Source organism: Caldovatus sediminis, from assembly GCF_014644455.1.
GTDB classification, from domain to species: Bacteria; Pseudomonadota; Alphaproteobacteria; order Acetobacterales; family Acetobacteraceae; genus Caldovatus; species Caldovatus sediminis.
The window spans coordinates 391,428-411,330 of the sequence record NZ_BMKS01000004.1; the positions used below are offsets into that span (position 1 = coordinate 391,428).

30 protein-coding genes are annotated in these 19,903 nt (G+C 76.9%); 24 read left to right on the forward strand and 6 right to left on the reverse strand.

All coding sequences use genetic code 11. The annotated features are described in order from the left end of the window. The first annotated feature begins 19 nt into the window (after positions 1-19). Genes IEX99_RS09080 through IEX99_RS09090 form a run of 3 tightly spaced genes read left to right on the forward strand, consistent with a single transcriptional unit; the run spans position 20 to position 3,039 of the window. Positions 20-1,357 carry an NAD(P)H-dependent oxidoreductase gene (locus tag IEX99_RS09080; RefSeq protein ID WP_188899692.1) on the forward strand — a complete coding sequence of 446 codons (1,338 nt, stop codon included), beginning with the start codon at positions 20-22 and terminating at the stop codon, positions 1,355-1,357. A 43-nt stretch (positions 1,358-1,400) separates the two neighbouring features. Beyond that, positions 1,401-2,261: a DMT family transporter gene (locus IEX99_RS09085; protein ID WP_188899693.1), complete on the forward strand. Its 861-nt coding sequence runs from the start codon at positions 1,401-1,403 to the stop codon at positions 2,259-2,261. Between the two features lie 7 nt (positions 2,262-2,268). Next, on the forward strand, positions 2,269-3,039 hold the full coding sequence (locus IEX99_RS09090; RefSeq protein ID WP_188899694.1) for an alpha/beta fold hydrolase: 771 nt from the start codon (positions 2,269-2,271) through the stop codon (positions 3,037-3,039). A 114-nt stretch (positions 3,040-3,153) separates the two neighbouring features. Here the strand turns inward: IEX99_RS09090 and IEX99_RS09095 are convergent, their stop codons facing one another. Genes IEX99_RS09095 through IEX99_RS09110 form a run of 4 tightly spaced genes read right to left on the reverse strand, consistent with a single transcriptional unit; the run spans position 3,154 to position 6,228 of the window. After that, positions 3,154-3,783 carry a DNA-3-methyladenine glycosylase family protein gene (locus IEX99_RS09095; RefSeq protein WP_188899695.1) on the reverse strand — a complete coding sequence of 210 codons (630 nt, stop codon included), beginning with the start codon at positions 3,781-3,783 and terminating at the stop codon, positions 3,154-3,156. Next, positions 3,783-3,926, reverse strand: a complete 144-nt coding sequence (locus IEX99_RS09100) for a hypothetical protein (RefSeq protein WP_188899696.1) — start codon at positions 3,924-3,926, stop codon at positions 3,783-3,785. Before IEX99_RS09100 ends, IEX99_RS09095 begins: the two co-directional genes overlap by 1 nt. Further along, positions 3,927-4,766 (reverse strand): Bug family tripartite tricarboxylate transporter substrate binding protein, encoded by an 840-nt coding sequence (locus IEX99_RS09105; protein WP_188899697.1) that lies wholly within the window; start codon positions 4,764-4,766, stop codon positions 3,927-3,929. 55 nt (positions 4,767-4,821) lie between these two features. Continuing rightward, positions 4,822-6,228 carry an L-lactate permease gene (locus IEX99_RS09110; protein ID WP_188899698.1) on the reverse strand — a complete coding sequence of 469 codons (1,407 nt, stop codon included), beginning with the start codon at positions 6,226-6,228 and terminating at the stop codon, positions 4,822-4,824. Between the two features lie 225 nt (positions 6,229-6,453). Here IEX99_RS09110 and IEX99_RS09115 point away from each other — a divergent pair, with 225 nt between their 5' ends. After that, the gene (locus IEX99_RS09115; RefSeq protein WP_188899699.1) at positions 6,454-7,044 is read left to right on the forward strand and encodes a YopT-type cysteine protease domain-containing protein; all 591 of its coding nucleotides are present in this window, start codon (positions 6,454-6,456) and stop codon (positions 7,042-7,044) included. Positions 7,045-7,210: 166 nt separating this feature from the next. Here IEX99_RS09115 and IEX99_RS09120 read toward each other — a convergent pair whose 3' ends face one another. Both IEX99_RS09120 and IEX99_RS09125 read right to left on the reverse strand, forming a co-directional pair. After that, the gene (locus IEX99_RS09120) at positions 7,211-8,362 is read right to left on the reverse strand and encodes a M20/M25/M40 family metallo-hydrolase (RefSeq protein WP_188899700.1); all 1,152 of its coding nucleotides are present in this window, start codon (positions 8,360-8,362) and stop codon (positions 7,211-7,213) included. A 658-nt stretch (positions 8,363-9,020) separates the two neighbouring features. Beyond that, positions 9,021-9,818 carry a helix-turn-helix domain-containing protein gene (locus tag IEX99_RS09125; RefSeq protein ID WP_373285174.1) on the reverse strand — a complete coding sequence of 266 codons (798 nt, stop codon included), beginning with the start codon at positions 9,816-9,818 and terminating at the stop codon, positions 9,021-9,023. A gap of 151 nt (positions 9,819-9,969) precedes the next feature. Between IEX99_RS09125 and IEX99_RS09130 the strand changes: the two genes are divergently transcribed. The 20 genes from IEX99_RS09130 to IEX99_RS09220 all read left to right on the forward strand — a co-directional run bounded on the left by IEX99_RS09130 (position 9,970) and on the right by IEX99_RS09220 (position 19,900). Next, the gene (locus tag IEX99_RS09130) at positions 9,970-10,284 is read left to right on the forward strand and encodes a helix-turn-helix domain-containing protein (RefSeq protein ID WP_188899702.1); all 315 of its coding nucleotides are present in this window, start codon (positions 9,970-9,972) and stop codon (positions 10,282-10,284) included. 126 nt (positions 10,285-10,410) lie between these two features. After that, positions 10,411-10,632, forward strand: coding sequence for a hypothetical protein (locus IEX99_RS09135; protein WP_188899703.1), 222 nt, complete (start codon positions 10,411-10,413; stop codon positions 10,630-10,632). Next, a complete protein-coding gene (locus IEX99_RS09140) occupies positions 10,629-10,922 on the forward strand; it encodes a hypothetical protein (protein ID WP_188899704.1) in 294 nt (97 codons plus the stop codon). The genes IEX99_RS09135 and IEX99_RS09140 overlap by 4 nt, the downstream gene beginning before the upstream one ends. Next, the gene (locus tag IEX99_RS09145) at positions 10,916-11,362 is read left to right on the forward strand and encodes a DNA-binding protein (RefSeq protein ID WP_188899705.1); all 447 of its coding nucleotides are present in this window, start codon (positions 10,916-10,918) and stop codon (positions 11,360-11,362) included. The genes IEX99_RS09140 and IEX99_RS09145 overlap by 7 nt, the downstream gene beginning before the upstream one ends. Next, positions 11,356-13,335: a transposase domain-containing protein gene (locus tag IEX99_RS09150; protein WP_188899706.1), complete on the forward strand. Its 1,980-nt coding sequence runs from the start codon at positions 11,356-11,358 to the stop codon at positions 13,333-13,335. The genes IEX99_RS09145 and IEX99_RS09150 overlap by 7 nt, the downstream gene beginning before the upstream one ends. A gap of 60 nt (positions 13,336-13,395) precedes the next feature. Beyond that, positions 13,396-14,418, forward strand: coding sequence for an AAA family ATPase (locus IEX99_RS09155; RefSeq protein ID WP_188899707.1), 1,023 nt, complete (start codon positions 13,396-13,398; stop codon positions 14,416-14,418). Beyond that, the gene (locus IEX99_RS09160) at positions 14,415-14,633 is read left to right on the forward strand and encodes a hypothetical protein (RefSeq protein ID WP_188899708.1); all 219 of its coding nucleotides are present in this window, start codon (positions 14,415-14,417) and stop codon (positions 14,631-14,633) included. Before IEX99_RS09155 ends, IEX99_RS09160 begins: the two co-directional genes overlap by 4 nt. After that, a complete protein-coding gene (locus tag IEX99_RS09165; RefSeq protein ID WP_229677896.1) occupies positions 14,630-15,094 on the forward strand; it encodes a helix-turn-helix domain-containing protein in 465 nt (154 codons plus the stop codon). Before IEX99_RS09160 ends, IEX99_RS09165 begins: the two co-directional genes overlap by 4 nt. Next, the gene (locus IEX99_RS09170; protein ID WP_188899709.1) at positions 15,091-15,630 is read left to right on the forward strand and encodes a host-nuclease inhibitor Gam family protein; all 540 of its coding nucleotides are present in this window, start codon (positions 15,091-15,093) and stop codon (positions 15,628-15,630) included. The genes IEX99_RS09165 and IEX99_RS09170 overlap by 4 nt, the downstream gene beginning before the upstream one ends. Positions 15,631-15,641: 11 nt before the next feature. Continuing rightward, positions 15,642-16,103: a regulatory protein GemA gene (locus tag IEX99_RS09175; protein WP_188899710.1), complete on the forward strand. Its 462-nt coding sequence runs from the start codon at positions 15,642-15,644 to the stop codon at positions 16,101-16,103. Further along, the gene (locus IEX99_RS09180; RefSeq protein WP_188899711.1) at positions 16,096-16,458 is read left to right on the forward strand and encodes a LexA family transcriptional regulator; all 363 of its coding nucleotides are present in this window, start codon (positions 16,096-16,098) and stop codon (positions 16,456-16,458) included. Before IEX99_RS09175 ends, IEX99_RS09180 begins: the two co-directional genes overlap by 8 nt. Further along, positions 16,455-16,742 (forward strand): hypothetical protein, encoded by a 288-nt coding sequence (locus IEX99_RS09185; RefSeq protein WP_188899712.1) that lies wholly within the window; start codon positions 16,455-16,457, stop codon positions 16,740-16,742. Before IEX99_RS09180 ends, IEX99_RS09185 begins: the two co-directional genes overlap by 4 nt. A gap of 209 nt (positions 16,743-16,951) precedes the next feature. Further along, the gene (locus tag IEX99_RS09190) at positions 16,952-17,251 is read left to right on the forward strand and encodes a hypothetical protein (protein ID WP_188899713.1); all 300 of its coding nucleotides are present in this window, start codon (positions 16,952-16,954) and stop codon (positions 17,249-17,251) included. Between the two features lie 14 nt (positions 17,252-17,265). Then, complete coding sequence (locus IEX99_RS09195) at positions 17,266-17,637, forward strand: hypothetical protein (RefSeq protein WP_188899714.1); 372 nt, start codon at positions 17,266-17,268, stop codon at positions 17,635-17,637. 96 nt (positions 17,638-17,733) lie between these two features. Continuing rightward, positions 17,734-18,486 carry a transglycosylase SLT domain-containing protein gene (locus tag IEX99_RS09200; RefSeq protein WP_188899715.1) on the forward strand — a complete coding sequence of 251 codons (753 nt, stop codon included), beginning with the start codon at positions 17,734-17,736 and terminating at the stop codon, positions 18,484-18,486. Then, the gene (locus tag IEX99_RS09205) at positions 18,487-18,894 is read left to right on the forward strand and encodes a hypothetical protein (protein ID WP_188899716.1); all 408 of its coding nucleotides are present in this window, start codon (positions 18,487-18,489) and stop codon (positions 18,892-18,894) included. It begins immediately after the preceding gene. Then, positions 18,833-19,021, forward strand: coding sequence for a hypothetical protein (locus IEX99_RS22670; RefSeq protein ID WP_456304524.1), 189 nt, complete (start codon positions 18,833-18,835; stop codon positions 19,019-19,021). The genes IEX99_RS09205 and IEX99_RS22670 overlap by 62 nt, the downstream gene beginning before the upstream one ends. Continuing rightward, entirely contained in the window at positions 19,018-19,239 is a 222-nt protein-coding gene (locus tag IEX99_RS09210) for a TraR/DksA C4-type zinc finger protein (protein ID WP_188899717.1), read from the forward strand. The genes IEX99_RS22670 and IEX99_RS09210 overlap by 4 nt, the downstream gene beginning before the upstream one ends. Beyond that, positions 19,236-19,601 (forward strand): DUF2730 family protein, encoded by a 366-nt coding sequence (locus IEX99_RS09215; protein ID WP_188899718.1) that lies wholly within the window; start codon positions 19,236-19,238, stop codon positions 19,599-19,601. Before IEX99_RS09210 ends, IEX99_RS09215 begins: the two co-directional genes overlap by 4 nt. Next, positions 19,598-19,900: a VpaChn25_0724 family phage protein gene (locus IEX99_RS09220; RefSeq protein ID WP_188899719.1), complete on the forward strand. Its 303-nt coding sequence runs from the start codon at positions 19,598-19,600 to the stop codon at positions 19,898-19,900. Before IEX99_RS09215 ends, IEX99_RS09220 begins: the two co-directional genes overlap by 4 nt. The last annotated feature ends 3 nt before the right edge of the window (positions 19,901-19,903 follow it).

Consider the following 19,903-nt stretch of genomic DNA (forward strand, 5'->3'; position numbering starts at 1 on the left):
CCGGGCCGGGGCGGCGGCGGTGAGCCTCCACCGCCTGCTGCTCCGCCGCGCCGCCGAGGGCCGGCCCGTCCGCGTCGCGCAGGTCGGGGCCGGGAAGTTCGGCGCGATGTTCCTGCACCAGGCGCGCGCCACGCCGGGGCTGCATGTGCTCGGCATCGCCGATCTGTCGCTGCCGCGCACGCGCCAGCGGCTCGCGAGCGTGCACTGGCCGCCGGAGGCCCATGCCGCGGCGTCGCTCGACGAGGCGGCGCGCCGCGGGACGACGCACCTCACCGAGGACGCGATGGCGCTGATCGCCGATCCGCGCGTCGAGGTGGTGGTGGAGTGCACCGGCGATCCGGCCGCCGGCCTGCGCCACGCGCGCCACGCCATCGCCCACGGCAAGCACGTGGTGATGGTGAACGTGGAGGCGGACGTGCTCGCCGGCCCCCTGCTGGCGCGCGAGGCGGCGAGGGCGGGCGTCGTCTACTCGATGGCCTATGGCGACCAGCCGGCGCTCGTGTGCGAGCTGGTGGACACGCTGCGCGCCGCGGGCTTCCCCGTGGTGGCCGCCGGCAAGGGCACGAAGTACCTGCCGCACTTCCACGCCTCCACGCCGGCCACCGTCTGGGGGTTCTACGGGCTGACGGAGGAGCAGGCGCGCGCCGGCGGGATGAACCCGCAGATGTTCAACTCCTTCCTCGACGGCACGAAGTCGGGGATCGAGATGGCGGCGATCGCCAACGCCACCGGCCTCGCCCCGCCGGAGGACGGGCTGCTGTTCCCGCCCGCCGGCACCTCCGAGCTGCCCCGGGTGCTGCGGCCGCGCGACGAGGGCGGGGTGCTGGCGCGCAAGGGGATGGTGGAGGTGGTGTCCTCGGTGCGGCGCGACGGCACGGCGATCCCGGACGATCTGCGCTGGGGCGTCTATGCGGTGTTCGAGGGCGAGACGGAGTACGCGCGCCGCTGCTTCTCCGAGTACGGCGTCGCGACCGACGAGACGGGACGCTACGCGGCGCTCTGGCGGCCCTATCACCTCATCGGGCTGGAGCTCGGCGTCTCCGTCGCCTCCGCCGCCCTTCGGGGGGAGCCGACGGGGAGCACGGAGGCGTGGCGCGCCGACGTGGTGGCGGTCGCCAAGCGCGCGCTCAGGGCGGGGGAGGTGCTGGACGGCGACGGCGGGGCGACGGTGTGGGGCAAGTGCGTCCCCGCGGCGCGCTCGCGCGCCCTCGGGGCGCTGCCGATCGGGCTGGCGCATCGGGTGAGGCTGCTGCGCGACGTGGCGGAGGGGGCGATCGTGACGCGCGCCGATGTCGCGCTCGATCCCGCCTCGGAGGCGGTGCGCATCCGTGCGGAGATGGAGGCCGGCTTCGCCTGAGGGAAGCGCGCGCGCCGGGGCGGCGGCGGGATCGCCGGGCCGCATGGGCCCGGCCTTCGCGATGCTCGGCGTCTCCGTGGTGCTGTTCGGCGGCACCTGGCCGGTCACGAAGGCCGCCGTGGACGCCGGGGCGACGCCGCTCTGGTTCGGGCTGTCGCGCGCCGGGCTCGCGGCGCTGATGGCGGCGATGCTGCTCGCGGCGCTCGGGCGGCTGCGGCTGCCGTCGCGGCAGGACTGGCGGGTGGTGGCGGCGATCGGGCTGCTGCAGATCGGCGGCTTCTTCGCGCTGGCGCACCTCGCCCTGCTGGTGGTGCCGGCGGGGCGGACGTCGGTGCTGGCGAATGTCGTCACCTACTGGCTGATCCCGCTCTCCATGCTGTTCCTCGGCGAGCGCGTCTCCGCCCGGCGCTGGGTGGCGGCGGCGCTCGGCCTCGCCGGCGTCGGCGCGCTGGCCGGGCCCTGGGCGGTGGACTGGGGCTCGGCGCGGGAGCTGCTCGGGCACGGGATGCTGATGCTCGCGGCGCTGCTGTGGAGCGTCGCCATCGTCGTCACGCGCCGCTGGCCGCCGCATCGGCCGATGCTGGAGCAGCTGCCCTGGTGCTTCGGCCTCGGCACGCTGGTGCTCGGCCCGCTGGCGCTGCTGGCGGAGCCGCGGGGCGGCATCCCGGCGGCGGCCTGGCCGCACATGCTGGCCGTCGGGGGGGTGGCGGCGCCGGTCGGGACCTGGTGCGTGATCGAGGTCGGGCGCAGGCTGCCCGGCGCGGTCAGCTCGGTCGGCTTCCTGCTGGTGCCGGCGGTCGGCGTGATCCTCGCCGCGCTCTGGCTCGGCGAGCCGGTGGGGTGGGACGTGCTGGCCGGCGGCGCGTTGATCGTCGCCAGCGTGGCGCTGGCGGCGCGGGGATGAGGCGAGGATGCGGCTGAACTGGGTCGAGGCGGGGCAGGGAAGTCCCGTGGCGCTGCTGCACGGGCTGTTCGGCGCCGCGCAGAACTTCGGCACGGTGCAGAAGGCGCTGGCCGCGGCGGGGCACCGCGTGCTGGCGCTCGACCTGCGCAACCACGGCACCTCGCCGCGCGCGGCGGCGATGGACTACCCGGCCATGGCCGCGGACGTGGCGGAGACGCTCGCCGCGGCGGGCGCGCTGCCGGCGGCGGTGCTCGGGCACTCGATGGGCGGCAAGGCGGCGATGATGCTGGCGCTGACGCGGCCGGAGGCGGTGGCGCGGCTGGTCGTCGCCGACGTCGCGCCGGTGCGCTACCCGCCGCGGCTGCGCGGCCATGTCGCGGCGATGCGCGCGCTGCCGCTGCGCGCCGGGCTGACGCGGCGCGAGGCGGACGCGGCGCTCGCCGCCGCGGTGCCGGAGGCGCCGGTGCGCGGCTTCCTGCTGCAGAACCTGCGCTTCGAGACGGACCCGCCGCGCTGGCGCCTGGGGCTCGACGGGATCGCCGCGGGGATGCCGGCGATCGAGGGGTTCGACGGCGTGCCGGAGGGGGCGCGCTACGAGGGCCCGGTGCTGGTGGTGGCGGGCGAGCGCTCCGACTACATCCGGCCGGAGCACCATGCGCTCTTCCGCGCGCTGTTCCCCAACGCGCGCTTCGCCACGGTGCCGCGGGCGGGCCACTGGCTGCACGCGGAGAACCCGGAGGGGTTCCTGGCGGTGGTGCGGCCGTTCCTGGCGGACTGAGCGCGTCGCGCCCCGGAGCCGCCTTCGCGCGGCTGTGCATGCGGCACGGCGCCGGCGCGTCGTCTGCCGGGCTGATTCACGCTCCCGGCGGTTCCTGGCCATCCGCGATCGGCTCTATTGCGGCTTGAAGGCGCTGCGCTTGGCGGCGTCGGCGGCGCGCCAGAGATACCAGGCGGCGGTGGTGCGGAACGGGGCCCAGGCCTCGCCGATCGCGGCGAGGGCGCGCGGCTTCGGCTGCGCCGCGAGGCCGGCGGCGACGCGCCAGCCCTCGCGCACGCCGAAATCGTCCACCGGGAGGACGTCGGGGCGGCCGAGGGTGAAGATCAGCAGCATCTCCACCGTCCAGCGGCCGACGCCGCGGATGGTGCAGAGCCGCTCGATGAGCTGCTCGTCGGAGAGGCGGGCGGCGCCGCGGCGCGTCGGGACGACGCCGGCGACGGCCTTCTCCGCGATGTCGCGGATCGCGGCGACCTTGCTCGCGGAGAAGCCGCAGGCGCGGAGCGCCCCGACCTCGGTCGCCAGCACCATCGCCGGCGAGGGGAAGGGCTCGCCCGGGTAGAGGGCGAGAAAGCGCCCGAGGATCGCCTCGGCCGCGCGGCCGTGCACCTGCTGGTGCGCGATGGCGCGCACCAGCGCCTCGTAGGGCTCGCGCCGCACGGGCGCGAGGGTGCAGGGGCCGACGGCGCGGATCACCCGCTTGAGGACGGGGTCGCGCCGGAGGTGCCGCAGCGCCTCCGGCGTCATCAGTCCACCCGCAGCCCGACCTCGCGCGCGATCCGCATCCAGCGCGCCTGGTCCTCGCGCAGCCAGCGCTGGAGGTCGGCGGAGGGGATGAGGAGCGGCTCGGTGTGGTTGTCGCGCAGCCGCTTCAGCATCGCCTCGTCCATCTAGGCATTGAAGGCGGCCTGCAGCTTCTCCAGCACCGGCGCCGGCACGCGCGACTGGGTGAAGACGCCGTTCCAGACGCTGAGGTGGTAGCCGGGCACCCCTGCCTCGTCCATGGTCGGGACGTCGGGCAGCGAGGAGATGCGCCGGTTGGTCGTGACCGCGAGCGCGCGGATGGCGCCCGCGCGGATGTGCGCGGTGGAGGTCGCGGAAGCGTCGAACAGGAGGTCGAGGTCGCCCGCGATCATCGCCGTCAGGGCGGGAGAGGAGCCGCGGTAGGGGACGTGGGTGAACTCGAGGCCCGCCATGCGCGCGAACAGGGCCTGCGAGAGGTGGGAGGAGGAACCGTTGCCGACCGAGCCGAAGATCAGCTCGCCGGGCCTGCGCTTCGCGCGCTCGATCACCTGCGCGACGGAGGTGACGTCGAGGCGGCGCGGATTGCAGGAGAGCACGTTCGGCATGTCGCACATCATGCCGACGCCGACGAAGTCGCGCACGGGATCGAGCCGGGCGTCGGGATAGATCACCGGATTGACGCCGTGCGTCGCCATGGTGCCGAGGAACAGGGTGTAGCCGTCCGGCTCGGCCTGCGCGGCGGCGACGGCGCCGATGTTGCCGCCGGCGCCGGGGCGGTTCTCCACGACGATGGGCTGGCCGAGATGCTTGCCCATCGGCTCGGCGATCAGGCGGCCCATGATGTCGGTGACGCCGCCGGGCGGGTAGGGGACGATCAGGCGCAGGGGGCGGGTCGGGAAGGCACCCTGGGCGCGCGCCACGGCGGGGGCGGCGAGCAGGCCGGGCAGCGCGGCGAGGGCGGCGCGGCGACGGAAACGCGGGGGCAAGTCTCGCTTCTCCCTGGGACGCGGAGCGGTATCGCTTCCGCCTAGCGCGACGGCATCAGGTCAGCAACCACACGCAGGCCCAGCCGATGGCGACCACGGCGAGCAGCGACGGCGCGAGCAGGCGCCAGAGCTGCGCCGGCCGCGTGCCGTCGGCGAGCAGCCCGCAGATCAGCGCGGTGACGCCGAAGCTCATGCCGGCCCCGGCGGCGCCGGCGAAATTGTGCAGGCCCGGGGCCAGCCAGTCCGGCATGCCGGCGGCCTGGCCGAGCCCGGCCTGCACCGGCATCAGCGCCGCGTTGGAGCCGACGTTGCTGCCGGTGACGACGCCCGAGAGCAGGCCGAGCGGCGGCACGGCGTAGGGAGCGAGCGGCCCGAGCGCCTCCGCCGCCGCCTGGGCGAGCGCCGCCGCGGCGCCGCTGCCGGCGAGCAGGCGCGCCAGCACGACGTAGAGCAGCATGGCGAGGGCCGGCCGCGCGGCGCGGCGCAGCGCCTCGAGCGCCTCGCGCGCCGGATGCGGGCGCGCGAGGAGGAGCGCGCCGGAGACCAGCCACAGCACCACCGCGACATGGGTGATCGGGAAGCCGGGCAGGTCCTCCCACGGCTTCAGCGCCGGCGCCGCGGGAAGCGCGCGCGCGCCGAGCAGCGCCGCGGTCAGCGCCAGGTAGGGCGCCATGGCGGAGAGGGCGCGGCGCCACGCCGCCGCGCCGCGCGGCGGATCGAGCCGCCACAGCGTCCACAGCAGGGGCAGGCCCGCGGCGAGGATGCCGGCGACCTCGAAGGGCAGGACGTGGTTGCTGGCGAGCAGGATCGCCGCCATGGCGCCGAGCAGGCCGAGCTGCGCCGCCTTCTCGCGCGGCGTCACCTCGATGCGCGCGGCGGCGCAGAGGCGCCACAGCACCGGGCCGAGCGCCAGCAGCCAGGCCGCGTTCGGCCAGGCCGCGACCTGCGCGATGCGCTGCGCCGGCAGGCCGATCAGCGCCGCGCCGAGCGCGGTGCCGGGGCCGAGCCCGCCCCACGGCACGAGGCTCAGCGACAGCAGCGCCATGGCGCCCGCCACCGGGCCGCCGATCCCCATGCCGCGCAGCGCCGAGAGGGCGAACACCGCGCCGACCGCGAAGCCGGTCACGCTCTCCAGGAAATTGCCGGCGAGCAGCGTCGCGGCGAAGACGCGGCGCGCGGAGGGCGCGGCGGCGCCCGGCGCGGCGGCATTCGGTGCGACGGCGGCGTGGAACAGCAGCCCGCCCGCCACCACGCCGATCGGCTGCGCCGCGAGGAAGGCGCCGCGCAGCGTCTCCTCGGCGAGGAAGAGGGCGCCGTGGGCGCCGGACGGCAGCGAGACCAGGGCGGCCGGCACGGCCAGCGCCAGCGCGAGGAGGCAGGCCGCGACCGGGCCCGCGCGCCCGGAGGCGAGCAGCCCGATCAGCAGCAGCAGAGGCGCGGCTTGCAGGAGGAGGACGACCACGGCGGTCGGCATGCTTGCCGGAAGCGCCGCTCGGCGCCAGGGCGGTCCGCTGCGCGCCGGCCCCGGCGGCGATGCGGCCGAGACAGCGCGGCGGCCGCGTCCGCCGGGCGGACCGGGCCTGTCCGGGGCGCGCCGCGACGATGCGCATGGCGCGCTCGTTGGTGGGCGCGGGGCGCGGTGCTATCCTGCATGTGCCGGGCCGCCCGACGTGAGGAAGCTGGCCGCATGTTCACCCTTGCCCCGTTCTCGCAGGACGCCCATCTGCGGTCGGTCAAGGATCCGGTCCTGCGCAACGGCGTCTGCGTCGCGCTCTGCGACCACTGGCTGGCCATCATCAAGCGCTTCCCCGACCTGCCGCCGGTGAACCGCATGCGGATGCTGGCGCAGCGCATCCCCGAGGCGTTGCGGCACCAGCAGGCCTATGCCCTGCGGCGGGCCGCGGTCGGCCGCGACGCGGCGCGGCGCGAGGCGGGGGCGCGACTCGGGCTCGACTACGCGGCGCAGACCACCGTCATGCGGGCCTGCGTCGGCATGGTCGGGATCCGTGCCCGGCTTGCCGCCGACCTCGGGCGGATCGGCGCGGCGGCGACCTGGTCCATGCGCTTCGCCGGAGGCGGGGGCCATGCGATCGCCGGCTTCCGCGGGCTCGTCCCGGTCAGCGGGAACGTGCACCGGGCCTCGATCCACGCCTTCGATCCGAACATCGGGGAGTATGCGGGCGAGCTGGGCGAGCTCGACGCGATCCTGGCGGACCTGTTCGGCCGGTTCCCGCTCTACGCGACGGTCAACGAGGTGCACCGCACGACCGAAGGCTAGGGCCGCTTTCGCTCGGCTGCGCCCGCGGCAACGGCTCCGGCGCGTTGTTCGCCGAGCCGGTCCACGCTCCCGGCCGCCCGCGATCTGCCCTGGGGGCCGGACGGCGGCCGGGACGCAGGGCGGAGCGGGAGACCGGGGCGCGGGTCGCTGCCTCCCCGGCGCGCGGCTATTCCACCGAGGCCAGGAGCCCCGCGAACAGCCTCGCGCGCGGCACCAGGCTGTCCACCAGGATGTGCTCCTCGAGCGTGTGCGCGCCGGCGCCGGCCACGCCGAGGCCGTCGAGCGTCGGGATGCCCAGCGCGCCGGTGAAGTTGCCGTCCGAGCCGCCGCCGCTGCTCTCGTGCCCGATGTCGAAGCCGATGCGGTTGGCGATGCCGCGCGCCAGGCGGTAGAGCGCCATCACGCGCTCGTCCGGCTCCCAGACCGGGCGGGTGACGCCGCGCGTCACCTCCAGCGTCACGTCCGGATTCGTGCTCTTCAGCGCCAGCATGCGCGCCACGCCCGCGTCCAGGTCGGCCTGGCGCTTGGCCATGGAGAGCGCCTCCGCGTCGCAATGGGTGGCGACGCAGTTCACCCACTGCCCGCCGCGGATCACGCCGACCGAGAAGGTGCAGTCGTCGGTGGTCATCGCCTCGATGGCGACCACCTGCCTGCACATCTCGCGGATCGCGCTGCGGCCCTCGGCGAGGCGCGCGCCGGCGTGGCTCGGCCGGCCGGTGGTGCGCAGGTTGAAGCGGGCGATGGCGTAGCGGCCGGTGACCACGCCGCCGCTCGGGCGCGCCGGCTCGGGGACGAGCACCACCTTGTGGCGCGCCGCCTCGGCCTCGATCAGGTCCCGGGTGGAGGGGCTGCCGACCTCCTCGTCGCTGGTCAGCAGCACGGTGACCGGCAGCGGCGTGGCGAGGCCGGCGCGCAGGATCTGGCGGATCGCCTCGAGGGCGATGTAGGTGCCGCCCTTCATGTCGAGGATCGCCGGGCCGTAGCAGCGGTTGCCCTCGCGCCGGATCGGCAGCCTCTCCAGCGTGCCGACGGGATGCACGGTGTCGAGGTGGGCGAGCACGAGCACGCCGGGCGTGCCCTCCGGCGCGGCGTGCGGGAAGCGGGCGCGGACGCAGCCGGCGAAGTCCATCTGGCCGGGGATGCGCTCGATGCGCGCGCCGAGCAGGGCGAGGTCGCGCGCGGCCATGTCCAGCATCCGCTCGACGGCCGCGGCGTCGAAGGTCGGGCTCTCGCAGGCGACCCAGCGGCAGAGGCCGGCAAGCATCGCCTCCTGGTCGAAGGGCAGGTCCAGGACGGCGGCGATCGGGTCGGCGGGCATCGCGGCGGCTCTCTCTCCGGAAGTGACGGGGGAAGGCTGCGCGCGACCGGGCGGCGGGGCAAGGGGGCGGGGTGGCGGCCGCGTCCCGGGGCGGGAGGCGCGGCGATCCGGCGCAGGCGGGCATCCGGGCCCGGACGGTGCCGGGGCGTGATCCGCGCCACTGCACCACGCCGGCCCGCAGCGAGACCCTCTGTCGTCTGACACAGGAATTTGGAATTCCGGGCCCCGGCGGGACGACTGGGGATGGAGTGGGATTTTTCGCGGAAGTCTGCGGGGTTCGGGCATATCAGGCGCGGCCTCGTTCCAGCTCTGGAATGTCAGACATTATGGAAAGAGGCGGCGGTTTTGCCATTTGATTTTAGACTTCCGAGAGGGGCCATCAGGGGGTCTCTCAAGGCGCTCTTAGTGGCGGTTTTCTGCGGCGCGGCGATGTTCCGCGCGCGGAACGGCGGCGCGTTTCACGCGTGAAACACCAAGGCGAACTGGTACGCATCACAATTTCGCCATATTGATCGTAACTGTCATTGAAAACCAATGGGTTAGGCGCGATTTCGTTCCGCGAGCGGACGGAAGAAGCGTCTGGGATCATTTTCCTAGACTTTTCCCGCCGGGCGGCGGGCGCGGGGCGACCCGGGCGGCGCGGCCGGGGGGCGGGGGCTCACGGGGGCGGCTCCTTCGGAGGCTCGGGCGGCAGCAGCTCCCAGCCCTCGTCGGCCTGGTCGGCGGGGGGCTCCGCGCCGGGGGTGTGGTCGTAGAGCGCGAGGTCGTAATTGATCAGCGCGCCGCGCAGGCGCCGGAGGGCGTCGGCGCGCTCCGGCCGCGGGGCGCGCACCATCTCGACGAGGCCGAGCATGCGGGCGAGGGTGTCGAGGTCGAGCCCGGCGCGCCAGCCATCCGGCAGGGGGCGGCCGATGGCGCGGCGCAGCTCCTCGAGGGTGTCGAAGGCGAGGTGAAGGCGCACCTCCGGCGTGGCGAGGCCGCCGCCCCGGGCGGCCAGGAGCTGCTCGGCGAAGGCGAGCGCCCAGGCCAGCGCCCGCAGGTCGAGGAGGCAACGCCAGGGCTGGGCGAGCGCTTCGGGCGGCAGCGGGATGCCGGCCAGGGCCAGCGGTTCCGGGGGCGCCGCCGCCGGCGCCGCGCGCTCTTCCTCGGCGCGGGCGCGCTCGCGCTGCAGCGCCTCGCCGGGCGTCATGGCGCCGCGGCCGGTGGCAAGCCATTCGACGCGGACACCGCAGGCGGCGGCGAGCGCGACCAAGGCCGAGGCCTTCATGTCGCGGCCGGCGATGTAGCGATTGAGCGTGCCGACGGGCATTCCGGCCCGCTGTGCGACCGCTTGATTACCGCCGGCGCGCCTCACCGCCTGCCGGAGCCGTGCGGCGCGCGCGGCTATTCCCGCTTCCTCGTTGGGGTAATCACCAAAATCACCGTTTGGAGCTATAGCCCCAGGTGGTCCCCCCACCTTGGCCGTCTCGCCAGTTGCTTCGCTGCGCTGTGGCATGGCGCAATCACCCAACGAACATTTCGACCAGTCAGGCAGAACCGTTTGGTGTTGACATCAGATACCAAACGGTCACTCTCTAACGGCCACGCGCCGCTCTGGAGAGGCCGGAATGCCCAGCCCAGCCACCGAACCGACCGACTGGCACCCGGAGGACATCAAGGCGGCGGTCCGCAAGACCGGCGTCACCCTGACCGCGCTCGCCCAGCGGCATGGCCTCGCCGGGTCGGCCGTGCGGGTGACGCTGATCAAGCCCTGGCCGCGGGTGGAGGCGATCGTCGCCGCCCACCTCGGCCGCCGGCCCCAGGACATCTGGCCCAGCCGCTACGACGCCTCCGGGCAGCCCCTCCGCGGGCGCCGCCCTGGCACGGCGCAGGCTAGCCGCTCGCCCTCCTCCCCGCACCGTCAAAAGCGAGGCGCCCGATGAACCCGGCCGGCGCCGTCGTGCAGATCCCGCTCGACCTGATCGAGGCCGAGCGCACGCCGGCTGTTCGTGGACCACATGGTCGAGAGCGGCGCCGTGGACGCCGCCCGCGGCGGGGAGGCGCGTGAGATGGCCCGCCGCGACATCCGCATCGCGCCCTGCACGCGGCGCGCGCCGGCGCGCGAGCTGTGGCGCGAGCCGCGGCTGCCGGACCCGACGCCGGGGCACCGGGTGCTGATCCTGGCGCTGGCCTGCGGGCTGGTCGGGGTGCCGCTGCTGCTCTGCCTGATCGCCGCGGCCGAGGCGATGCGCGCGCCGCTGCGCGCCGTGCTGGCGGGGCTGGCGCCATGACGGCCCGGCGCGCCCCCGAAGCCCCCCGGCGCCGCGCCGCGCGGGCCGGCATCCGCCGCGCCGGCCGGGCGCTGGCGCTGCTCGCCGCGCTGCCGGCGGCGCGCGCGGCCGCCGAGGCGATGCCGCGCGCGACGCCGCAGCGCGCGGCGGCGCAGCTGCGGCTGCTGGCGCTGGGCTGCCGGGCCGACGCCTGGGCGGCGCTCGCCGCCGGCGATGCCGCGCTGGCCGCGGCGCACCGGCGCGACGCGCGGCGCTTCGCCGCCCTGGCCCGCGAGGCCGCCGGATGCTGAGCCGGGAGTGGTTCACCGCCGCGGCGCTGGCGGCGCTGGCGCTGCCGGGGCTGCCGCGGAGCAAGCCGGCCGTCATCGCCCTGGCGAAGCGGGCGGGGTGGCAGCACCCGGAGGCGGAGGGGCGGCTCTGGCGGCGGCGCCGGGGGCGCGGCGGCGGCGTCGAATACCACTGCTCGGTCCTGCCCGCCGCGGCGCAGGCCGTGCTGGCGCGGATGTCCGCCGCCGGCGCGGCGGAGGGCGACGGCCGGGCGGCCTTGCTCGCGCTGCTGGCGGCGGTGGATCTGGAGGCCCTGGTGGCCGCCCATGCCATCGCCCGCCAGGTCCACCGCGAGCGGTTCGGACGCGAGCCCGATGCGGCGCGGCTGCGGCGGTGGACGGCCGCGCTCTACGGTGTGCTGTGCGAGACGCCGGCGGACGGGGAGGGGGCCGCCGGATGCTGAGCCGGGAGTGGTTCACCGCCGCGGCGCTGGCGGCGCTGGCGCTGCCGGGGCTGCCGCGGGCCAAGAAGAACGTCACCGCCCTGGCGAAGCGCGCGGGGTGGCAGCACCCGGAGGCGGAGGGGCGGCTCTGGCGGCGGCGCCGGGGGGGCGGCGGCGGCATCGAATACCACTGCTCGGTCCTGCCCGCCAAGGCGCAGGCCGCGCTGGCGCGGATATTCGCCGCCGGCGCGGCGGGGGCCGCCGGCGGGGCGGCACGGGAGGCGCTCGTCGCCGGCGAGCTCTGGGCGTGGTTCGAGCGGCAGCCCGAGACGAAGAAGGCCACCGCCCGCGCGCGGCTCGAGGCGCTCGAGGCCGTGGCGGCGCTGGTGCGCAGCGGCGTCGGCAGGCGCGCGGCGGTGCGGCAGGTCGCGGCGCTGCGCGGCGTCGCGCCGACGACACTCTATAATTGGCAGCGGCTGGTGGCGGGCGTGCCGCGGCAGGACTGGCTGCCGCGCCTCGCGCCGCAGTACGGCACGGCGGGGCGGGGCGCCGCGTGCAGCCCCGAGGCGTGGGAGTTCCTCAAGGCCGACTACCTCCGCCCGGAGCAGCCGAACTTCGCCGACTGCTATCGCCGCCTCGCCGCCACGGCCGCCGAGGCGGGCTGGACCGTCCCCTCCGCGCGCACGCTGCTGCGCCGGCTCGCGGCGCTGCCGGAGGGGCTGCGCGTGCTGACGCGCCAGGGCGCCGCGGCGCTGCAGCGGCTCTACCCCGCGCAGGCGCGCGAGCGCGGCGTGTTCCATGCGCTCGAGGCGGTGAACGCCGACGGCCACGTGTGGGACGTGTTCGTGCGCTGGCCGGATGGCGAGGTGGCGCGGCCGGTGATGGTCGCCTTCCAGGACATCTATTCGGGGATGATCCTCTCCTGGCGGGTGGACCGCACCGAGAACAAGGAGGCGGTGCGGCTTGCCTTCGGCGACCTGGTCGAGCGCTACGGCGTGCCGGACCACTGCTGGCTCGACAACGGCCGCAACTTCGCGAGCAAGTGGCTGACCGGCGGCGTCCCGAACCGCTACCGCTTCAAGGTGCGGGACGACGAGCCGCACGGGCTGATGACCGCGCTCGGCGTGCAGGTGCACTGGACGACGCCCTACAGCGGGCAGTCGAAGCCGATCGAGCGGGCGTTCCGCGACTTCGCGCAGGGCCTCGCCAAGCACCCCGCCTTCGCCGGGGCCTGGACCGGCAACGACCCGAGGGCGAAGCCCGCGAACTACGCCTCGCGGGCGGTGCCGCTCGACACCTTCCTCGAGGTGGTGGCGGCGGGCATCGCCGAGCACAACGCCCGGCCCGGGCGGAAGTCCGAGGTCTGCCGGGGGCGGAGCTTCGCCGAGGCCTTCGCGGAGAGCTACGCGCGCGCGCCGATCCGCCGCGCCAGCGCGGAGCAGCGCCGGCTGTGGCTGATGGCGGCGGAGGGGGTGATGGTGCGGCGCGCCGACGCCTCGATCCACCTCGAGGGCAACCGCTACTGGGCCGACTTCCTGCTGGCCCATCGCGGGAGGCGCGCGGTGGTGCGCTTCGACCCGCAGGCGCTGCAGGAGGAGGTGCACGTCTACCGGCTGGACGGCACCTATCTCGGCGCCGCGCCCTGCGTCGAGGCGGCGGGCTTCGCCGACGTCGCGGCGGCGCGCGAGCATGCGCGCCGCCGGCGCGCCTGGCTGAAGGGCTACCGCCAGATGGCGGCGGCCGAGCGCACGCTTTCGGTCGAGCAGGTCGCGGCGCTGCTGCCGAAGGCGCCGGCCGAGCCGCCGGCGCCGCCGCCGAAGGTCGTGCGCCTGGTGCAGGGCGGCGCCGCGCTGCGGCCTGCCGCCGCGGAGGAGGAGGACGACACGCCGCTGGACGAGCGGCTGTTCGTGGCCGCGGTGCGCGCGCTGCGGGCCGGGCGGTCCGGCCCGCAGCTGCGCGTCGTGGCCGAGGAGGAGGCCGGGGCGGAGGACTGATCCGTGGGGGACGGCGCCTGCGCCCCGGCCGCATCGCACCGGCAACGGGGGGTTCATAGCATGCCAGTGGACACCGCAGAAGCCGCCGCCGAGCGTGCCGAGGCCGGCGCGCCGGCGGCCGATGCGCAGGAGGCGGTCCGCGCCGAGATCCGCGCGGTGATGGCCGCCGAGCGGCTGGCGATGACCGAGATCGCGCGCCAGGCCGGCATCGCCTATGGCTCGCTGACCGCCTGGATGGGCGGGCACTACCAGGGGCGCGGCGAGCGCATCGCGGAGCAGGCGCGCCGATGGCTGGCCTCGCGCCAGGCGCAGGCGCGCACCCGCGCGCTGCTGCCCGCGGCGCCCGGCTTCGTGGCGACGCCGACGGCGGAGGCGATCTTCGCCACCTTCGAGCACGCGCAGCACCTGCCCGAGCTGGTGGTGGTGACCGGCGCGCCGGGGGTGGGCAAGACGGCGGCCTGCCGCGCCTACCAGACCCGCGCCCCCAATGTGTGGATCCTCACCGCCGAGCCGGTGCACGCCACGCCGCGGGCGCTGCTCGACGACCTGGCGGAGGCGGTCGGCATCGCCGACCGCGGCCTGTCCTCGCAGCGCCTGTCGCGGGCGATCGCGCAGCGGCTGCGCGGCAGCGGCGGCCTGGTGGTCGTGGACGAGGCGCAGCACCTGCCCTCGGTCGCGCTCGACCAGCTGCGCATGATCCACGACCTGGCCGAGGTCGGGGTGGCGCTGGTCGGCAACGAGACCGTCTATGCGCGGCTCGAGGGCGGCGCCCGCGCCGCGCACTACGCGCAGCTGTTCAGCCGGGTGGGGATGCGCCTCGCCCGGCCGCGGCCGCAGCGGGGCGACATCGAGGCGCTGCTCGACGCCTGGGGCGTGGCGGGCAAGGGCGAGCGGGGCCTGCTGCAGGTCATCGCCCGCAAGCCGGGGGCGCTGCGCAACCTGACCAAGGTGCTGCGGGTCGCGCACATGCTGGCCGGCGGCGAGGGCGCGGCGGCGGTGGCCGAGGCGCACATCCGCATGGCCTGGGAGCGCCTCTCCGGCGCGCCGGTCGGCGGCCAGCCGGCGGCGGAGGCGGCGGCATGAGCGGCATCCCCGCGGTCTCCGACCGCCTGTTCGCCGTCGCCGGGCTGTTCGAGAAGTACATCGACACCGGCTGCCGGCTCGGGCCCGAGGAGGTGCGCCTGCTGCGCATCGAGCTGCTCGCCTGCGCCGCGCACAGCCGGCGCCACGAGGCCGAGGCGCGGCGCGGGCGCGCCGCGGACGCGGCGGCGCCGCGCTTCGCCTGGAGCGACCGATGAGCGGCGGGGCGGAGCCGACGACGACGGCGGCGCTGGCGCTGCGGCTCGCCCGGCTGGAGGCGCGCGTCGGCCGGCTGGAGCGGCCGGCGGGCGCGGCGGCGGCCCCGGCGGCGGAGCCGCTGCCGGCGCCGCCCCGGCTGCGGGCGATCATCGCCGCCACGGCGGCGGCGTTCGGCCTGCCCGAGGCGGAGATCCGCTCGGCCCGGCGGCAGGGCGCGCCGCCGCGCCACGTCGCGATGGCCCTGGCGCGGCGGCTGACCGGGGCGAGCCTGCCGGCGATCGGCCGCGCCTTCGGGCGCGACCACAGCACCGTGCTCTACGCGGTGCGGCGGATCGCGGCGCGCGCCGCGGCCGATCCCGCCTTCGCCGCGCGGCTCGAGGCGATCGCCGCCGCCGCGCGGCGGCAGGCGGCCGCGCGCGGGGGCGAGGAGGTTCCTGAGCAGGGGAGGATCAGCGGGTGACGACGAGGCTGAAGCGCCCGGCCGAGGCGGTGCCGGCGCCGCGCGACCGGGAGGAGGCGAACGGCTACCTGGCGCGGCTCGGCGAGATCGCGCGCGTCCGCGCCCTGATCCAGGCGGCGCTGGACGAGGAGGTGGCGCGGCGCAAGGCGCAGGCGGAGGCCGAGGCGGCGCCGCTCGCGGCCGAGGCGGAGCGGCTGACGCGCGGCCTGCAGCTCTGGGCCGAGGCGAACCGCGCGGCGCTGACCGAGGGCGGCCGCATCAAGACGGTGAAGCTGCCCGCCGGCGAGATCGGCTGGCGCGCCCGGCCGCCGAGCGTGCGGATCGCCCGGACCGCCGAGGTGATCGCGGCGCTGCAGCGCCTCGGCCTGACGCGCTTCCTGCGCATCAAGACCGAGGTGGACAAGGAGGCGATGCTGCGCGAGCCGGAGGCCGCGCGTGCGGTGCCGGGGGTGAGCATCGCCTCCGGCGGCGAGGACTTCGTGGTGCAGCCGGCGGCGCTGGCGCTCGCGCCTCGGCCGGCGGCGGCCACCGGCTGAGGCGCCGGGCGATGGCCGCCGCGCCCGTCCCTGGCGAGCGCCGCGCCATGCTCGCCAAGGTGCACGTCGCGAAGACGCAGATGGGCCTCTCGGACGAGGCCTATCGCGACGTGCTGCGCCGCGTCACCGGCGCCGAGAGCGCCGCCGCGCTCTCCGCCAGCGGGCTCGACGCCGTGCTCGCCGAGTTCCGCCGGCTCGGCTGGAAGGCGAGGCCGCGCCGGCCGCGCGCGGCCAGGCCGCAGCTGCGCATGATCTACGCGGTGTGGGCCGAGATCCGCCCGCACCTCGCGGCGGAAGACGCCGATCGGGCGCTGCGCGCCTTCGTGCGGCGCCAGACCCGGACGCCGCTGCACCCGGAGGGCGTGGACGCGCCGGAATTCCTCGACGCGGCGATGGCGAACCGCGTGCTGGAGGGGCTCAAGGCCTGGCGCGCGCGGCTGCAGCGGCCGCCGGCGGCGGCGTGCCATGGCTGACAGCTTCGCCGGCCCCCTGCTCCGCCAGCTCGCGGCGGCCGCCCGCCGCGGCGAGCCGTGCCCCTCCAACCGGGAGCTCGCCGCGGCGCTCGGCCTCGGCATGCCGCAGCAGGTGCAGTGGCGGCTGCGGGCGGCGGAGGCGGCGGGGCTGATCACGATCCGGCGGCTGCGGACCAGGCCCTTCCGCGTCGTCGCCGCGGCCGACGGCTCCTGGGCGACGGCCGAGGCGGCGCCGCCGGCGCCCGCCCTCGCGCCGCGCCGCTGCCTGAACTGCCGCCGCCCCTTCCGGCCGGAGCACCGCCACCGCTTCCTGTGCGACCCCTGCGGCGCGCGCAACAGCCGGGTGGCGCTGTGACGACGCCGATCCCCACCACCACGCCGGAGGAGGACCCGATGCCGAGATTGCCCGGGCCTGCCGCGCCCGCGCCGGCCGCCAGCGCCCCCGAGCCGGCGGTCGCGCAGCGGCTGGGCCTGCTGTTCCGGCGCGCCGCGCGGAGCGCCGCCCTGCTCGCCGACCCGGAGGCCAGCGGCGGGATGCGCTTCGCCTGCTTCTCGGCCGACCTCGCCGGGTGGCCTGCCTCGCAGGCCGACGGCGCGCGGCGCCTGCGCATGACGGTCTCGATCGAGGTGGTGTCGTGACGGAGGCCGCGCTGAGAGAGCGGATCATCCGCGTCGTCGGAGAGGTCTTCGACGCGGGCGCGCGCCGCCGGGCCGCCGGCGGGCGACCGCGCCCGGGCGCGCCTGGCCCAGACCGGCTTCGCCGCCGAGGTTCTGGTGGCGCTCGCCGGCCTGCGCGCGGCGGAGCGGCGCGCGGCGGGCGCGCCGTCGCCGGCGGGGAGCGCCGCGCCGTGAGCGCCGCGTCGCGCCCGGCCGAGGTTGCGGCGCTGCTGCGCCGCCACGCCGGCCGCCGCCGGCGCGGCCGGCGCCTGCAGGCGGTGGAGGCGGCGCTGATCCCGCAGCTTGTGCCCTCCTTCCTCGCCGAAATGCACCATGCGCTCCGCGGCGCCGGCTTCACGCTACAGCCCGCGGTGCGGGCCCACCGGCGGCGCGGCGTCGGCGGCGAGGCCCAGTGCCTGGTCGTCGAGCACAGCTTCTCGGTGCCGCTGCGCACGGCGCTGGCGCTGCTCGCCGCGCCGCAGGCGGGCTGACCGCGGCGTCCGGCATGGTCGAGATCCCGCCCCCGGCCGAGCTGTCGCGCCTCGCCGCGCTGATCGGCGGCGAGGCGACGCTGCGCCTGATCGAGGCGCATGGCGGGACGCGGATCTTCGTGCCGGCGCGGCCCAACCAGGGCCACCCGCTGGCGCGGACGATCGGCCTCGAGGCGGCGCGGGCGCTGGCCGCCGAGTGGGGCAGCACCTGGCTCAAGGTGCCGCTGTGCCGGCACTGGCGGGTGCGCGTCTACCGCGCCCGCGGCGAGAGCTACAAGGCGATCGCGCGGCGGCTCGGCATGGACGAGAGCGGCGTCTGGCGCATCCTCCACGCCGCGCGCATGACCGGCGAGGCGCGCCAGACCGACCTGTTCTCCGAGACCTGAGCGGCGCGCGCCCGCGCCCGCGGGCGTCGCCGCGCCCCGCCCCGCCCCGCATGCTGGCGCCTGGCGCGCGCCGGCGGCGGCGCGGCGGAGCGGGCGATGGACGACTTCCTCTTCCAGGCGATGGCGATCCGGCTGTTCTACGCCGGGGTCGGCCTGATCCTCGCGGTGCTGTTCCTGCGCTGGCTGGACTGGACGCTCGGCGTGCGCTTCGGGGCGATGCTGCGCGCGGTGATCGGCACCCATCCGGTGGCGGCGGCGCTCTACTACGCCGGCCGCTTCCTCGCGGTGTGCCTGCTGATCGGCCTGCTGGTGGGCTGCGCGGCGGCGCAGGCCGGGCCGCCGTTCGCCGACCGCTACGACCCGACGATCCGCCGCGCGGTCGAGCGCTACTGGCCGGACTACCCGGACTGGCTCGCCTGGAAGGCGCAGCTCTACCAGGAGAGCCGGCTCGACCCGCGGGCGGTGAGCCCCGCCGGAGCGGCGGGACTGGCGCAGTTCATGCCGGGGACCTGGCGCGAGGTGGCGCGCGAGCTGCGCCTGCCGCCCGGCGCCTCGCCGCACCAGGACATCGCGATCGAGGCCGGCGCCTACTACATGGCGAAGCTGCGCCGCGCCTGGTCGGCGCCGCGCCCGCAGGGGGAGCGGCACACCCTGGCGCAGGCGAGCTACAATGCCGGGCTCGGCTCGATCCTGCGGGCGCAGTCGCTGTGCGCCGGGGGCCGCGACTGGCCCGCCATCGCGCCATGCCTGCCGCGTGTCACCGGCGAGCGCAACGCGCGGGAGACCGCCACCTACGTCGCGCGCATCGCCCACTGGCGGCGCCTGCTGGCGGCCGCCGGGGAGGGCTGAGTGCCGCGCCTCCACGCGCTGCTCGGCGCCGCCGTCCTCGTCCTTGGCCTGTGCGCCTGGGCCCAGGCCGAGCGTGCCGGGCGCCTCTCCGCCACGGCCCGCGCCGAGGCGGCCGAGCGCGTCGCCCGCGCCAATGCCGAGGCCCTGGCGGCGCTGCGGCGGGAGCGCGAGGCGACCGTCGCCGCGCTCGCCGGCGTCGCCCAGGACATCGCCGAGCGCGCCGCCCGCGCCGTCCCGATCCGGAGGGCCGTCCATGCCGCCCCGACGACCGCCGCGTGCCTTGCCGCTCCTGCCGTGCGCGCTGTTGTTGACGGCCTGCGGGCTTGGCCCGCCGGAGACGCGGACGGTGGTCCTGGCGCCGCCGGCGGAACTCCTGCGCTGCAGGCCGCGGCCGCTGCCGCCCGCTGAGATGCGCAGCGACGCCGACCTCGCCGCCTGGATCCTCGACCTCGACGAGGCCGGCGAGGACTGCCGCGCGCGCCTCGGCCGCGCGCGCGCGTGGGTCGAGGCGCAGCGGGGCGCGGCGCCGCCATGACGGACGCGGCAGACCAGGCGCAGCGCGTCGCGGAGCTGTACCTGCAGGTCGCGCTGCGCCGGCTGAACGCGGGCCTGCGCCCGCGCGACGCCGCGCCCGAGCGGGAGACCTGCCTTGCCTGCGGCGCCGCGATCCCGGAGGCGCGGCGCCGCGCCGTGCCGGAGGCGTGCGCCTGCGTCGGCTGCCAGGAGGCGATCGAGAGGGAAATGGGCCGGTGATCAGCCAGGAGTGGAAGGACATCGCGAGCCTGATCGGCCCGCTGATCGCGGTCGGCGGCCTGCTGTTCGCCTGGCTGAAGCTCAGGCTCGCCGGGGACTTCGCGCCGGCCGCCGACATCGCGGCGGTGCGGGAGGAGGTCGAGAAGGCGCGGGCGCGGCTCGCGCAGGTGGAGGCGCGCCTGACGGGGATGCCGAGCCACGACGACATCGCCCGCCTGTCCGCCCGCGTCGGCGAGGTGGAGCGCGGCGTCGCGGTCGTCGGCGAGGCGGTGCGGGGCACCGGCGAGGTGGTGAAGCGGGTCGAGCGGATGGTGGACCTGCTGGTGCGCCACCAGCTGCAGGGGGAGAAGGCGGGCGGATGAGCTTCGCGGACCTGCTGGCCGAGGACCGCCGCCTGGTGATCCTGCGGGCCCTCGCCGAGGACCACGACTTCAGCCTCAACGACGGCACGCTGAAGCGCGTGCTCGCGCACTTCGGCCATGGCGTCTCGCGTTCCATGGTGCGCGGCGACCTGCAGTGGCTCGCCGACCAGCGCCTGCTGCGCCTCGAGCGGATCGGCGGCGGGGGCGGCGAGCTGTGGGTCGCGACGCTGACCGAGGACGGCGCCGACGTGGCGCGCGGGCGGCCGCACCCGGGCGTGGCCCGGCCGGCGCCGGGCTGAGCG